This window comes from Chitinophaga sp. (assembly GCF_019236475.1).
Classification (GTDB): domain Bacteria; phylum Bacteroidota; class Bacteroidia; order Chitinophagales; family Chitinophagaceae; genus Chitinophaga.
Map to the genome: position 1 here is coordinate 908538 of NZ_JAFAIX010000012.1, position 14974 is coordinate 923511.

Genomic DNA, 14974 nt, shown 5'->3' on the forward strand with positions numbered 1-14974 from the left:
GAGAGGAAGTGTTTCGCTTCCTTTTATTTTTTCAATAATCGTTCCACAATTACCGGGAACCATTGATGTTCTAGCACCTGTATCTTTTTAGCTAAGGTTTCCGGAGTGTCTTCTGGAGTGATGAGGCAACGTTCCTGTAGGATCGGTGCGCCGTCGTCATATTTCTCGTTCACATAGTGGATGGTGATACCGCTTTCTGTTTCTTTGGCGGCGATCACTGCTTCATGTACAAAGTGGCCGTACATGCCTTTTCCACCATATTTCGGAAGAAGAGCCGGATGAATGTTGATAATCTTGTCGGGGAATGCCAGGACGAGGTTCGCAGGGATTTTCCAGAGGAAACCCGCCAGCACGATCAGGTCAATGTTATTTTCCCTGAGCAGATTCACGTAGGCATCGCCACGAAAGAATTCTTCTTTATCGATCAAAACAGAGGGGATTCCTTCTTTCTCCGCAATCTGGAGCACGCCGGCGCCAGGCTTATTACAAACGATCAAGGTTACTTTCCCATCTGAAGAGTTGCGCAGGTGGTCTATAATTTTTTGTGCGTTACTACCTGCACCTGAAGCGAATATGGCGATATTTTTCAATGTCTGCTGTATTTGAAATCAGGTGCAAAAGTACCTATTTAATAAACTCGCCGCAACCGGAATATGTTTTATCTCCTACCTGTAGTTGTACAGTATTGGGCCGCATATATCCGCTCATATCATCGGCACAGGTGGTGCTACGAATGGTTACGGTGATTTCTTTTGTTTTATAGATTTTAAGTGTATCCAGGTTGGTAGTGGGGTTCGGGAGACTCGTGCTAATGCTGTCACCAGCCTTCAGTTTAAATAGGATTTTCTTTTTATCGATGTCGAGTGTCCAGAAAGGCTCATTGCCGGAGGCAAAGAAATTGATGCCGGAGGCTTTTTTGCCGGAGAGGAGTACGCGTCTGTCGCCGCCTTCTACAGGTTTCAGTTCATAATTGGAGGCGAGGACCCCTTCAATGCGTTTGCCGGATCTGTCGAGCAGAATGAGTTTCCCTTCCGCGGCGAGGAAGGAAGAACTGTCATTTTTTCTTTCCAGCATGACAATTGAGTCGTTAATAGCCCTCCAGGTGCCTGTTTCCACCGTGGCGATATTATTTCCCCTGCCTTGATAGGAGACGAGGTCTTGGTAGGTATGATCGTCGTAAAGAGAAATCTGGTAATCTTTCCCTGGGCAGTCCGCACATGGTAAGGTACCTTGGTAGGTACCGGTGATGTGCGTAACAGAAACGGAAAGGGTATTATGGGTATGCAGGGAATCCTGCGTTTGATGGGCGGATTGGTTATTGCAGGCTGCCAGGCCGGTCAAAAGGGCGAAGAACAGTACTTTTCTGAGCATGGGTAGTTTTTTAAGGGTGTTACTGAACATTATGGTCAGATGGCAGGTTATTAAAAGTAAATTTACGGTACCTGACCGAAAAATAGACGGCGTAGCATATATATAATATTATATAGTTGGTCAGGATATAGGGGCTTGTTATAGAAATCCAATCACCATATATTATAGTTATAACAGCCTGAAACCTCATGCCATATTACGTATGAGTGGGGTAGAATGTAGAGAGAAGAATCCCCTTAATATAATATCAGATGTGCCTTAACAGGAGTAGCGAGTAGGGAAAAATAGCCAGCAGTAAGACTTTAATAATTACGTTAGCTCGGAAAATAGGGAAAAATTGGGATTATTTACGGTAATAAATTTTTTTAATTGTTGGTAAATTGTCAACATTCTGTCTTATTTTTGCGAGCACTTTTAAGAAACTTTAGGTCAAATCTAAACTATATAGGCTGTGTATCGTCGTGTTTCCATTCTTTTGCGCAAGCATTTTGTGAGTGTGCTTATTCTATGCGCTAGTATAGTAATTCCGTTTTCTTCCGTTAAAGCTGCGGATCCAAACGCTGGTAAAGCACTCTTCCAACAAAATTGCGCCTCTTGTCACAATGTTCACAAACGTGTGACTGGTCCTGCACTTAAAGACGTTGAAAGCAGATGGGCAGATAAGAAATTACTGCACCAATGGATTCGCAACTCTGCGTCTGTTCTGGCTTCTGGTGATAAATACGCCAACCAGCTCTTCAATGACTACAACAAGACAGCGATGACCGCTTTCCCTGCATTGTCAGAGGCGGAAATCGACAATATCTTGGCGTACATTAAAGATGAAGGAAGTAAAGAGACTCAACCCAAAGGTGGTGAGCCAGCTCCTGCAGGTGGTGCTGAAAAAGGAAGCGATAATAGCCTCCTCTTCGGTATTATTACCCTGATCCTGGCTGTTGTTGCCTTGATCTTGATGCAGATCAACAGTAACCTGAACAAGTTAGCAGGTGACAAAGAAGGCGTAGCTACTCCTGAACCAGTTCCTTTCTACAAAAACAAAGCTTACATCGCGCTGGGTATCCTGGTGTTGTTCATGGTAGGTGGTTACTTCACCATTAACGGTGCTATTAACCTGGGTCGTCAAAAAGACTACATGCCTGAGCAGCCAATCTTCTACAGCCACAAGGTGCATGCTGGTATCAACCAGATCAACTGCTTGTACTGCCATGCTGGTGCTGAGAAATCCAAACACGCGATGATTCCTTCTGAGAACATCTGTATGAACTGCCACAAGGCAATCAACTCTTACAGTGGTCCTGAGCTGTTTACAGCAGAAGGTAAAAAAGTTGATGGAACTGCAGAAATCCACAAATTATACGATTACGTTGGCTGGGACCCTGAGGCGGCTAAATACACCAAACCAGGTCGTCCAATTGAATGGACTAAAATCCACAATCTGCCTGACCATGTTTACTTCAACCACTCCCAACACGTGGTGGCTGGTAAACAACAGTGCCAGACCTGCCACGGTGCTATCACTGAAATGGACGAAGTACATCAGTTTGCTGACCTGTCAATGGGTTGGTGCATTAACTGTCACCGTACTACTAAAGTTCAGTTCGCTGACAACAACTACTACAGCATCTTCGAAAAACTCCACCAGGATATTAAAGATAAGAAGATCGATAGCGTAACCGTTGAAATGGTTGGTGGTACTGAATGTCAAAAATGTCACTACTAGGAAGGATTTAGAGATTTTTTATCTCGAATCAGAAGATTATCAAATTTTATAAACGTAACTCGTTAATATAACATGGAGCAAAAAAAGTATTGGAAAGGCTTGGAGGAGTTGCACAATACCGATGCGCATCAGGAGATTGTGAAGAACGAATTCAGTGAAGAACTGCCGTTTGAGAGTGAGGGCCTGTTGAATGCTAAAACCCCGCGCAGGGACTTCCTGAAGTACCTGGGGTTCACCACTGCTGCTGCTACTATTGCCGCTAGCTGTGAAACACCGATCAAAAAAGCTATACCTTATGTGAACAAACCAGAAGAAATCACTCCTGGTGTAGCTAACTACTATGCTTCTTCTTACACAATTGATGGTGAGTACCTCCCACTGCTGGTTAAAACCCGCGAAGGTCGTCCTATCAAAATCGAAGGAAATACATCTTCTACCATCACCCAAGGTGCTACCACTGCGAAAGCACAAGGTGCTGTACTGAGCCTGTATGATACAGCTCGTCTGCGCTTCCCTACTATCGGTGGTAACGAAACTACTTGGGCTGAACTGGATAAACAAGTAACTGCAGCCCTCGGTGGCGCTCCTGTTGTAGTTCTCAGCTCTACCCTGCTGAGCCCTACCACTAAAAAAGTAATCGGTGAGTTCCTGGCGAAATATCCAGGTTCCCGTCACGTAGTTTACGATGCAGTTTCTTACGCTGGTATCCTGGGTGCAAACGAAGCTTCTTACGGTAAAAGAGTAATCCCTAGCTACCATTTCGAAAATGCGAAAACGGTAGTGAGCTTGGGTGCTGATTTCCTGGGAACTTGGTTAAACCCTGCTGAATACGCAAAACAATTCTCTGCTACCCGTAAGATCAATGCTAAGAATCCTGAAATGTCCAAACATTTCGCATTCGAAAGCATTATGAGCCTGACCGGCGCTAACGCAGATGAAAGATATACACACAAACCATCAGAAGCTGGTGCTGTTGCCCTGGCCCTGTTGGCGGCTGTAGGTGGTAGCGTAACCGCTCCTACCCTGGATCCTAAAGTTGCTGAAGGCATTAAGAAAGCCGCAGCTTCCCTGAAAGCCAATGCTGGTAAAGCACTGGTTGTTTCTGGTTCCAACGACGTAAACGTACAGATCATCGTTAACGCGATCAACAATGCAATCGGCGCTAACGGTACTACCATCGACCTCGCTAACCCTAGCAACTACCGTCAAGGTAACGATGCGGATATGGCGAAACTGGTAAGCGACATGAACGCAGGCGCCATTGGCACCCTGATCGTTTATGGCGCTAACCCTGCTTACGATTACGTTGATGCAGCTAAATTCACCGAAGGTCTGAAGAAAGTAAAAACTACTATCTCCTTCAACGACCGCGTAGATGAAACTACCGAACTCTGCAAATTCGCTGCTCCTGATCATCACTTCCTGGAAAGCTGGAACGATGCGGAAGCTAGAACCGGTTATTTCAGCTTTGTTCAGCCTACTATCAGCCCGCTGTTCAAAACACGTGCTGCACAGGATTCCTTCCTGACTTGGACTGGCAACACCACTCCTTGGGTAGATTACCTGAAAGCTGCTTGGGTTGCTAAACTCGGTGGCATTGAAGCTTGGGATAAAGCCCTGCAAGACGGTATCGTAGAACCAGCTACTGCTCCAGCAATGGGCGGTGCTTCCTTCTCTGGTAATGTTGCCGACGCTGCTGGTAAAATCAACAGCGCGAAAAAAGGTGGTAAACTGGAACTCGTACTGTACGAAAAAGTTGCTATCGGTAACGGTAGACTAGCGAACAACCCATGGTTACAGGAAATGCCGGACCCAATCACCCGCGCAACCTGGGATAACTACGCTTGTATCTCCAATACACTCGCTAAAACCTTCTCTACTCAGTTGGGTGATGATTACGAAATCCACACTGAAAAGAAAGTTCTGAAAATAAAAGCAAACGGTAAAGAAGTGGTATTGCCACTGCTGATCGTTCCTGGTATCCACCCAGAAGTAATTGCCATCGCTGTTGGTTACGGCCGTAGCGAAAAAACAGGTAAAGCTGCTGGCGGTATCGGTAAAAACGCTTACATCTTCTCCAGCTTCAACGGTACTACTGTTGACTACTTCGCTCCTGAAGCAACAGTAGAAGCTACAGGCGCAAACTACCCTGTTGCACTGACCCAAACGCACAACAGCTACGAAGGTCGTCCTATCATCAAGGAAACCACACTGGAAGAATTCAAACAGAATCCTAAAGAAGTAAATAAAGACAGGGAAGAACTGCTGAAATTCGGTAAGGATTTCCGTAAAGACGCTACCCTGTACGGTAACTTTAGCTACCCTGGTATCAAATGGGGTATGTCCATCGACCTGAACACTTGCTTCGGTTGCGGTGCATGTACGATCGCTTGTCAGGCAGAAAACAACGTTTCTGTTGTAGGTAAAGAAGAAGTGGCGAAAGCGCACGAAATGCACTGGATCCGCATCGACCGTTACTTCAGCGGTGATGAAAATAATCCGGAAGTAGTGTTCCAACCAATGCTGTGTCAGCATTGCGATAACGCTCCTTGCGAAAACGTTTGCCCTGTAGGTGCAACCAACCATAGCTCTGAAGGTATTAACCAGATGGCTTACAACCGTTGTATCGGTACCCGTTATTGCGCTAACAACTGTCCTTATAAAGTTCGTCGCCTCAACTGGAGAGACTGGAACGGTGCGGACAGCTTCGAAAATAACCTGTACGATGTAGCTGATATGAACGATAACCTGACCCGCATGGTACTGAACCCAGATGTAGTGGTTCGTAGCCGTGGTGTGATGGAAAAATGTTCTTTCTGCGTACAACGTCTGCAGGATGCTAAACTGACTGCTAAGAAAGCCGGCCGTCCAATGAAAGATGGTGAAGCTAAAACTGCATGTCAGCAGGCTTGCGCTGCCGATGCAATCGTATTCGGTAACGTTAACGATAAAGAAAGCGCTATCTACAAGATCCGTAACGAGGAACAGACAGAGAGAATGTACTATGTGCTGGAAGAAACCCACACATTACCTTCTATCAACTACCTGGCTAAGATCAGAAACAAGGACGCAGCTCCTAAAGCAGAAAAAGAATCTGCTCACAAGGAAGAAGCGCACCACGCGTAAGATCTTGACGGGAAATCGTTAAGAGAAAAAGATAAGAAAGTTACAGAATCTGAGATCATAACAAAAGACAAGGGCTAGTAGCTAGAAGCTAGCAGCTAAAAGCTTATAGAATATGCATTTAAAATACGAATCCACACTGAGAGAACCTTTAGTAGACGGGGTTAAGGATTATCACCAGGTAACGGAAGATATCATTAGTCCCATCGAGGCTAAGCCTGGAAAATTGTGGTATGTAGGCTTTTTTATATCACTTGCACTGTTGGGCTTCGGCGCATTTTCAGTGTTTTGGCAGATCTACTTCGGGGTCGGTGTATGGAATCTGAATAAAACCATCGGTTGGGGTTGGGATATCACCAACTTCGTATGGTGGGTAGGTATCGGTCACGCCGGTACCCTGATTTCCGCGATCCTCTTGCTGTTCCGTCAGGGATGGCGTACTGGGGTAAACCGTGCAGCAGAAGCGATGACCATCTTCGCGGTAATGTGTGCCGGCCAGTTCCCAATCATTCACATGGGTCGTGTATGGATGGCGTTCTTCATCCTGCCTTATCCTAACACCCGCGGTCCGGTATGGGTTAACTTTAACTCCCCGCTCCTCTGGGACGTATTCGCGATCTCCACTTACTTCACCGTTTCCCTGTTGTTCTGGTACTCTGGTCTGTTGCCAGATTTCGCTACCATCCGCGACAGAGCTAAAACGAAACTGCGTAAGTTATTATATGGTGTAGCTTCTTTCGGCTGGACTGGTTCTACCAAACACTGGCAACGTCATGAAGCACTGTCACTGGTACTGGCGGGTTTATCTACTCCACTGGTACTCTCCGTACACACCATCGTATCTTTTGACTTCGCGACATCTGTAATCCCTGGTTGGCATACTACCATCTTCCCTCCTTACTTCGTGGCGGGTGCGATCTTCTCCGGATTCGCGATGGTAAATACACTGCTGATCATTACTCGTAAAATTCTGAACCTGGAAGAATACATTACCGTTGGACACATGGAAGCCATGAACAAGGTAATCGTACTGACCGGTTCCGTAGTAGGTTGTGCTTACCTGACCGAGCTGTTCATGGCTTGGTACGGTGCTAACCCATATGAGTTCGATACATTCTTCAAATACCGTGCAGCAGGTCCTCTGGGCTGGTCTTACTGGATCATGATGACATGTAACGTAATCTCTCCGCAGATATTCTGGTTCCGCAAAATGAGAAGAAGCGTAGCTGTGACATTCTTCATGTCCATCATCGTTAACATCGGTATGTGGTTCGAGCGTTTCGTAATTATCTGTACTTCTCTGTATCGTGACTACCTCCCATCCAGTTGGTCTTACTATCGTCCATCCTGGCCAGAAGTTGGTTTCTACATGGGTACCTTCGGTCTGTTCTTCACTTGCTATTTCCTGTTCGCTAAATACTTCCCAGTAATCGCGGTAGCTGAGATCAAGTCTATTCTGAAAACTTCCGGTGAGAACTTTAAAGAGAAAATGGAAGTGTACGAAGAACAACCAGATGAGAAATTTGCTCACGACGTAGCGCACGCACACTAATAGACGAAACAGAATTAATTAATTGGACTTTGAATTTTTAAATATATGGCTGTTAAAAATTTTGTTGTAGGGTTGTTTGACGATGAGGCAGTGTTGTTCCCGGCGGTAAAGAAAGTACGTACAGCTGGTTACAAATTACACGATGTGTACACTCCTTTCCCTATCCATGGTCTTGACCATGCGATGGGCCTGAGAGAAACCAGCCTGCACACAGCCGGTTTTATTTACGGTATTACCGGTACTACTACGGCATTATCTTTCATGAGCTGGGTATTTAATGTGGATTGGCCGCTGAACATCGGTGGTAAACCTCATTTCCCGTTACCAGCTTTCATTCCTATCACTTTTGAGTTAACAGTACTCTTTGCTGCGGTAGGTATGGTGATGACTTTCTGCTACCTGTGCCAGTTAATGCCAGGCGTTAAGAAGCACATCTTCCACCAAAGACAAACGGATGATAAGTTTGTAATGGTGATCGAACTGACTGATAAAACCAATGCACAAGAAGTGAAAAACTTCCTTCAGGCAAATGGTGCTCACGATATCGAAGAGCAACAGGCAGAAGCCGGATGGTGGTTCGGCAGATTCGATAAGGATGACGAACCTTATCTCCGTAAGGTTAAAACGGTAAACGCGTAATTAAAAACAGCAAAAATCGACAGTGGTAGCTGCTACTGTGAAAACAATAACAGCTACCAGTTAAATAAATTCTGATGAAAAGGACTTCCAACATATTGATTGTAGCCGCATTGGCAACTGGAGCTTTCCTGACAGCATGTAACAGAGGGGAAAACAACAGAAAGCCAGGCAGGATTTATATGCCAGACATGTATGAATCCCGTGCGTATGAATTTTACAGTGCTCGTTTGTCAGGTTTGAAACCAGTGGAAGGAACAGTAAAAAGAGGTGAAGTATTACCATACCACCTGAAAGAATCAGATACTGCTCTGGCTAATCTGGTAAAAAATCCGCTGACTATCACAGCAGCAGATCTGCATGAAGGTGAACGCTTATTCAACATTTACTGCGGTATTTGCCACGGTACTGCTATGGATGGTAACGGCCCACTGTATAAAGGTGGTAACGGTCCTTACCCTGCAGCACCAGCTAACCTGGCATCCGGTCCTAAAGCAGCTTACTCCGAAGGTCGTCTCTTCCATGTGATGACTTACGGTTACAACGCAATGGGTAGCTACGCCAGCCAACTGGACAGAGAACAGCGCTGGAAGATAGCAGCTTATATCAAAAGCAAGAACGCTCCATCCACTGCACCAGCAGTTGCTGCAGCCGCTCCTGCTAAAGATAGCGCAGCCGCTAAATAAGAATGAGAGTTAAACTGAATTTCAAACAAGTATTTTAATATACGATAATGAAAGACCAATTTGTAGTTCCAGCAAGATTAAAAAAGACCAGCTTCGTTTTGATGGGCGTGGGCTTGCTGACTTTATTGATCGGATTATTTGCGTTCAAAAATGAGAACGCGACACGTTTCTGGGCAGGCCTGTTGCAAAATAGCAGCTTCTTTTTGCTGATTACATTAGCCAGCACCTTCTTTATTGCTGCTACAACCCTGGCACATGGTGGTTGGCAGATTGCATTCCGCCGTGTTCCTGAAGCGATCTCCATGGCAGTTCCTGTTCTTGCAGGAATCCTGTTCCTGGTAGTGATGATCCTGGTTTTTGGTGGTAAAGATGATATCTACCACTGGGTAAACCTCCATCACGTTCACGAGGATCCGGTTCTTACCTGGAAAGCACCTTTCCTGAACAAATCATTCTTCACCATCGCTACCGTTCTGACACTGGGTCTGTGGATTTTCTTTACCATCAAACTCCGTAACATGTCTAAGGAAGAAGATGGTTGGGATCTGAAACCTGAAACCGGTAAAAAAATCATTTGGAGAAATACTGTAGTAGCAGGTGGATTCCTGGCAATATTTACCCTCAGCGTTGGTTCTACCACTCCTTGGATGTGGTTGATGAGCATCGATGCACATTGGTTCTCTACCATGTATTCCTGGTATACTTTCGCTAGCACCTGGGTTTCTGGCCTCGCGCTGATTTCCCTGTTCGTGGTTTACCTGAAAAAAAATGGTTACCTGCCTTACGTAACTGAAGAACATCTGCATGACCTCGGTAAATTCTTGTTTGCATTCAGCATCTTCTGGACTTACCTCTGGTTCTCTCAATATATGCTGATCTGGTACGCTAACATGCCGGAAGAAACCGCTTACTTCCAACCACGTGTTTGGGGTCAATGGCGTCCAATCTTCTTCCTGAACCTGCTGATCAATTTTATCACTCCGTTACTGTTCCTGATGAAAAGGGATACAAAACGTAACTATACCGCTGTCGTATTCATTGCCATCGTTATCATCGCGGGTCACTGGCTCGATTTCTGGCAAATGGTTTACCCAGGTACTGTTAAAGAATTACAGTTCCCTTGGTACGAAATGGGCTTAGGTCTCGGTTTTGTTGGGCTGATTATTTATTTGGTATCCATTAATCTGACTAAAGCAGCACTGGTTCCGAAAAATCACCCTTACCTGAAAGAGAGTATTATTCACCACACCTAATCAGGTGCGAAAGGAGATCAGATAAAAGAAAAGCATTAGATAACTTAATTATTTCATATAGCAATGTCAGGATTTTTAGCAGTCTTAGTTGTTGTTCTCATATTCATAGTCATCTTCCAGATTGCGAAGGCGAGCGAATATGTGTCCATATTGAAGGGAGAAAAGAAAGCGCGCCAGCAAAGTAACCGTATCAATGGTTTTCTGCTGATAGCATTCCTGGTGCTGGGGCTTATAGGAGTGTACTACTGTAACGATTTGCTGAAAGGGAAAATCCTGGGCGAATCTGCCTCCGATCAGGGCGAAGGCGTAGATAAATTGATCTACGTTACCCTGCTCATCACCGGTGTCGTGTTTGTAATTACACAGATTCTTCTGTTCTATTTTGCATTCAAATACCAGGAAAAAGAAGGCCGTGAGGCATTTTATTTCCCGCATAGTAATAAACTCGAAGTTATTTGGACAGTTATCCCGGCTATTGCCCTGACTATCCTCGTAGCTTTCGGTCTGAAACACTGGTTCCAGTTGACTTCCGACGCTCCTGCTGATGCAGTGATCGTTGAAATTACTGGTAAACAGTTTAACTGGCTGATCCGTTACCCAGGTAAAGATGGCCAGCTCGGTCGCCGCAGCTTTCAACTGATTGATCCTGCTGCTTCCAATGAGCTGGGTGTTGACTGGAACGATCCGCTGAGTAAAGACGACTTCCAGGCGACTGAAGTACACCTGGTAGTAGGTAAACCAGTAAAATTTGTAATCGGTTCCCGCGATGTTATCCACGACGTTGGTCTGCCTCAGTTCCGCCTGAAAATGGATGCGGTTCCTGGTATTCCAACCACACTCTGGTTCACTCCTAAATTCACTACTAAACAAATGAAGGAGAAAACTGGCAACCCTGATTTCACTTACGAAATCTCTTGCGATCAGATGTGCGGTTCCGGTCACTACTCCATGAGAGGCGTTATCGTGGTAGAAACACAGGAAGAATATAATGCATGGGTAGCTAAACAGCCTACTCAATACAGCCTGGCTCACCCAGCAGCAGCGCCTGCTGAAGCACCTAAGGCTGATAGTGCACAAAAAACTGTGGCTGCCAATACCAAGTAAGCCTTAATTTTGTGAAGAAGAAATATTGACGGAGTCCAATTAATAACATAAAAAAATAAAACCAACACACGAAGAAACTTCCCGGGTGTTAGTTTATAAATAAACCGAACCGATTATGAGTAACGAAGCAACATTGCACAGTCAACAGGAGGTTATGCACGGCGCGGCGGCACATGGTCACCATGATCATGGGCACCATCATGAAAGTTTCATTTCTAAGTATGTTTTCAGCTTAGACCATAAAATGATTGCCAAACAATTCCTGATCACAGGTATTGTATGGGCTATCATTGGCGCCTTCTTCTCTGTACTGTTCCGTTTGCAACTCGGATATCCCGATGCTACCTTCCCTTGGCTGGAAAGCATCCTTGGCCACTGGGCAAAAGGTGGTCGTATCACCCCTGAAGCATATTACGCTCTGGTTACCATGCACGGTACCATCCTCGTATTCTTCGTATTAACTGCCGGTCTGTCCGGTACCTTCTCGAACTTGCTTATTCCGCTGCAAGTAGGTGCCCGCGACATGGCGTCCCCTTTCATGAACTGCCTCTCCTACTGGTTCTTCTTCTTGGCGAGCCTGGTAATGATGGCTTCCCTGTTTGTTCAAACAGGTCCTGCTTCTGGTGGTTGGACAATGTACCCTCCACTGAGTGCACTGGGTGATGCTTCTATCGGTTCTAAAATGGGTGTGGACTTGTGGCTCACTTCTATGGCGCTGTTCGTTGTGTCTCAGTTGCTGGGTGGTCTGAACTACATCTCTACTATCCTCAACATGCGTGCTAAAGGTATGAGCATGACCAAAATGCCACTGACAATCTGGTCATTCTTCTTTACCGCTGTATTGGGCGTACTGTCTTTCCCTGTTCTGCTGTCAGGTTTCATCCTGCTGCTCATGGATCGTCACGCTGGTACTAGCTTCTACCTGTCTGATATCTTCATCGCTGGTAAAGCACTGGCTAACGAAGGTGGTAGCGCAATCCTCTATCAACACTTATTCTGGTTCCTCGGTCACCCTGAGGTATATATCATTATCCTTCCTGCAATGGGTATGGTATCTGAAGTACTGGCGGTTAGCTCTCGCAAACCTATCTTCGGTTACCTCGCAATGGTGGGCTCTCTGTTCGCTATCTGTATCCTGGCCTTCCTCGTATGGGCACACCATATGTTCGTGACTGGTCTGAACCCATTCCTTGGTGCGTTCTTCGTACTGTTAACACTCCTGATCGCGGTACCTTCCGCTATTAAAGTGTTCAACTGGCTGACCACCATCTGGAAAGGTAATATCCACTTTACGCCTGCTTCCCTGTTCTCCATCGGTTTCGTGAGCACTTTCATCTCCGGTGGTCTGACTGGTATCTGGCTGGGTAACTCTTCTATCGATATTCACCTGCACGATACTTACTTCGTAATCGCTCACTTCCACATTGTAATGGGTGTGTCTGCATTCTTTGGTATGTTCGCCGGTATTTACCACTGGTTCCCTAAAATGTATGGCCGCTTCATGAACAATACTCTGGGTTATATCCACTTCTGGATCACCCTGGTAGGTGCTTATTGCATCTTCTGGCCTATGCACTACGAAGGTATGGCGGGTATGCCTAGAAGATATTTCGACTACTCTACCTGGACTTCTTTCAACCAGTTCAGTGGTCTGAACCAATTCATCAGCTTCGTAGTAATCATTGTATTCGCGGTTCAGTTGCTGTTTGTGTTCAACTTCTTCTACAGCATCTTCAAAGGTAGAAAAATGACTACCCAGAACCCATGGAAAGCAACTACCCTGGAATGGACTACTCCAATTCACGGTATTCACGGTAACTGGCCTGGCGAAATTCCAGAAGTTCACCGTTGGGCTTATGACTACAGTAAAGACGGTAGAGACTTCATTCCTCAAACCGAACCTCTCGGTCCAAACGAATCAGGTCACTAACAATAATATTTCAAGCGCCGGCAGGTATTTATTTGCCTGCCGGAACTTGATTAACTGTGATGTTTGTAAATTTGTCCTGAGCTAATTTTCAGGATGTGGTTAGAAATAAAATGTTGCAAGAAAACTCCATAAAATTGTCGACATCGTATGCAGTAGCAAGCAAGGTGAAAGATTACTCTCAGTTAATGAAGTTTAATCTCACCTTCATGGTGGTGTTCTCCTCTGTGGTGGCTTATCTGCTGGTGCCTGGAGTGGAGTTTAACATTGTAAAAGTTCTTTTATTATTTGCTGGTGGATTGCTGGTTTCCGGATCAGCCAATACCATCAACCAGATATGGGAAAAGGAAACAGACAAGCTGATGGCACGCACTGCCGTACGTCCGCTGCCAGCAGGTCGGATGACCGATGCTGAAGCGATCGCACTGGCCGTGATCACAGGTGTTGCTGGTGTCCTGATTATGGGATACTGCTTTAACTGGTTAAGTGCTGGATTAAGCCTCTTGTCGCTGGTATTGTATGCTTTTGTATACACTCCCTGGAAGAAATGGAATTCACTGGCCGTATTGGTAGGTGCTATTCCGGGTGCAATGCCCCTGCTGATTGGCTGGGCCGCAGGCGCCAATAATCTTGCAGAAGGCGGCTGGTCTTTGTTTGCTATCCAATTCCTTTGGCAATTCCCGCATTTCTGGGCTATCGCCTGGATTGCGTTTAAAGACTATGCCAAGGCCGGTTTCAAATTATTACCTGCCAACGGTGAACCCAATAGATTCACCGCATTGCAGGCAGTGCTATATACACTGTTAATTATTCCAGCAGGCGTAGCGCCTTATCTGCTGCACATTACAGGACGGATTTCCGCCATCGTTGCCATATTAGCTGGGTTATTCTTCTTATACAGAGCAGTAAACCTGTACCGTAAGAATGATATTCCTGCTGCAAGGAAACTGATGTTCGGGTCCTATATTTACCTGACAATCGTTCAGCTTGCACAGCTGCTGGATAAATATTAATCTGAAACAGGAGGAAGTGATGCAAACAATGAGCATACAACGTAAAAAAATACATCCGCACAAATATTCCCTTTGGATTGCCATGGGTAGTATTACCATGATGTTCATCGGATTCACCAGTGCATACGTTGTGAAGAGATCGCAGGCCAACTGGCTTGCATTTGAACTGCCACATATTTTCTGGCTCTCTACTGCTGTTATCTTACTCAGTAGCCTGACCATACACCTGGCTTTAAAGCAATTTAAAGAAAGGAACATGCAACGCTACAAACAGTTGATAACCCTGACGGCTATCCTGGGTGTAGTATTTGCAGCTTGTCAATGGATCGGATTCACACAATTGAGATCCGAAGGATTACCGCTCTCCGGACCGGTTTCCGCATCCTTTATTTATGTTATCGTAGGTGTGCACATGTTGCACGTGCTCGGTGGAGTAGTTGCCTTACTGGTAATGTTCTTCAGAGCTTACAGAACACGTATTCGTACCTACAGCGCAGTACCTATTGAAGTGGCCGCAACTTACTGGCATTTCGTAGATATCCTGTGGATTTACCTGTTAGTATTTTTAAGTATCGCGAGATAAACTTTG

Annotated in this window: 12 protein-coding genes; 10 read left to right on the forward strand and 2 right to left on the reverse strand. The window is 45.5% G+C overall.

Translation table 11 applies throughout. The features are described 5' to 3' along the window. Positions 1-23: 23 nt before the first annotated feature. On the reverse strand, positions 24-590 hold the full coding sequence (gene purN / locus JO154_RS19920) for a phosphoribosylglycinamide formyltransferase (RefSeq protein WP_291948784.1): 567 nt from the start codon (positions 588-590) through the stop codon (positions 24-26). A gap of 34 nt (positions 591-624) precedes the next feature. Beyond that, positions 625-1371 carry a copper resistance protein NlpE N-terminal domain-containing protein gene (locus tag JO154_RS19925; RefSeq protein WP_291948786.1) on the reverse strand — a complete coding sequence of 249 codons (747 nt, stop codon included), beginning with the start codon at positions 1369-1371 and terminating at the stop codon, positions 625-627. 451 nt (positions 1372-1822) lie between these two features. Here JO154_RS19925 and JO154_RS19930 point away from each other — a divergent pair, with 451 nt between their 5' ends. The 10 genes from JO154_RS19930 (at position 1823) to JO154_RS19975 (ending at position 14968) form a co-directional block, all read left to right on the forward strand. Beyond that, positions 1823-3091 carry a c-type cytochrome gene (locus tag JO154_RS19930; RefSeq protein WP_291948788.1) on the forward strand — a complete coding sequence of 423 codons (1269 nt, stop codon included), beginning with the start codon at positions 1823-1825 and terminating at the stop codon, positions 3089-3091. A 72-nt stretch (positions 3092-3163) separates the two neighbouring features. Then, positions 3164-6217 (forward strand): TAT-variant-translocated molybdopterin oxidoreductase, encoded by a 3054-nt coding sequence (locus tag JO154_RS19935; protein ID WP_291948790.1) that lies wholly within the window; start codon positions 3164-3166, stop codon positions 6215-6217. Between the two features lie 112 nt (positions 6218-6329). Then, entirely contained in the window at positions 6330-7766 is a 1437-nt protein-coding gene (gene nrfD, locus JO154_RS19940) for an NrfD/PsrC family molybdoenzyme membrane anchor subunit (protein ID WP_291948792.1), read from the forward strand. 45 nt (positions 7767-7811) lie between these two features. Beyond that, the gene (locus JO154_RS19945; protein ID WP_291948794.1) at positions 7812-8405 is read left to right on the forward strand and encodes a DUF3341 domain-containing protein; all 594 of its coding nucleotides are present in this window, start codon (positions 7812-7814) and stop codon (positions 8403-8405) included. Positions 8406-8479: 74 nt separating this feature from the next. Beyond that, the gene (locus JO154_RS19950; RefSeq protein WP_291948796.1) at positions 8480-9088 is read left to right on the forward strand and encodes a cytochrome c; all 609 of its coding nucleotides are present in this window, start codon (positions 8480-8482) and stop codon (positions 9086-9088) included. A gap of 47 nt (positions 9089-9135) precedes the next feature. After that, on the forward strand, positions 9136-10341 hold the full coding sequence (locus JO154_RS19955) for a quinol:cytochrome C oxidoreductase (protein ID WP_291948798.1): 1206 nt from the start codon (positions 9136-9138) through the stop codon (positions 10339-10341). A 63-nt stretch (positions 10342-10404) separates the two neighbouring features. Then, positions 10405-11445 carry a cytochrome c oxidase subunit II gene (locus tag JO154_RS19960; protein ID WP_291948800.1) on the forward strand — a complete coding sequence of 347 codons (1041 nt, stop codon included), beginning with the start codon at positions 10405-10407 and terminating at the stop codon, positions 11443-11445. Between the two features lie 115 nt (positions 11446-11560). Further along, complete coding sequence (locus JO154_RS19965) at positions 11561-13375, forward strand: cbb3-type cytochrome c oxidase subunit I (protein ID WP_291948803.1); 1815 nt, start codon at positions 11561-11563, stop codon at positions 13373-13375. A gap of 134 nt (positions 13376-13509) precedes the next feature. Next, positions 13510-14385, forward strand: a complete 876-nt coding sequence (gene cyoE / locus JO154_RS19970; RefSeq protein WP_291948805.1) for a heme o synthase — start codon at positions 13510-13512, stop codon at positions 14383-14385. Positions 14386-14413: 28 nt separating this feature from the next. Next, positions 14414-14968, forward strand: a complete 555-nt coding sequence (locus tag JO154_RS19975; RefSeq protein ID WP_291948807.1) for a cytochrome c oxidase subunit 3 — start codon at positions 14414-14416, stop codon at positions 14966-14968. Positions 14969-14974 lie beyond the last annotated feature (6 nt).

What these genes read in the sequence shown, in the direction of transcription:
- JO154_RS19935 (WP_291948790.1), top strand. Translation starts at nt 3,164, where the DNA reads ATGGAGCAAAAAAAGTATTGGAAAGGCTTGGAGGAGTTGCACAATACC.
- JO154_RS19965 (WP_291948803.1), top strand. Translation starts at nt 11,561, where the DNA reads ATGAGTAACGAAGCAACATTGCACAGTCAACAGGAGGTTATGCACGGC.
- JO154_RS19925 (WP_291948786.1), bottom strand. Translation starts at nt 1,371, where the DNA reads ATGCTCAGAAAAGTACTGTTCTTCGCCCTTTTGACCGGCCTGGCAGCC.
- JO154_RS19945 (WP_291948794.1), top strand. Translation starts at nt 7,812, where the DNA reads ATGGCTGTTAAAAATTTTGTTGTAGGGTTGTTTGACGATGAGGCAGTG.
- JO154_RS19960 (WP_291948800.1), top strand. Translation starts at nt 10,405, where the DNA reads ATGTCAGGATTTTTAGCAGTCTTAGTTGTTGTTCTCATATTCATAGTC.
- nrfD (WP_291948792.1), top strand. Translation starts at nt 6,330, where the DNA reads ATGCATTTAAAATACGAATCCACACTGAGAGAACCTTTAGTAGACGGG.
- JO154_RS19955 (WP_291948798.1), top strand. Translation starts at nt 9,136, where the DNA reads ATGAAAGACCAATTTGTAGTTCCAGCAAGATTAAAAAAGACCAGCTTC.
- JO154_RS19975 (WP_291948807.1), top strand. Translation starts at nt 14,414, where the DNA reads ATGAGCATACAACGTAAAAAAATACATCCGCACAAATATTCCCTTTGG.
- JO154_RS19950 (WP_291948796.1), top strand. Translation starts at nt 8,480, where the DNA reads ATGAAAAGGACTTCCAACATATTGATTGTAGCCGCATTGGCAACTGGA.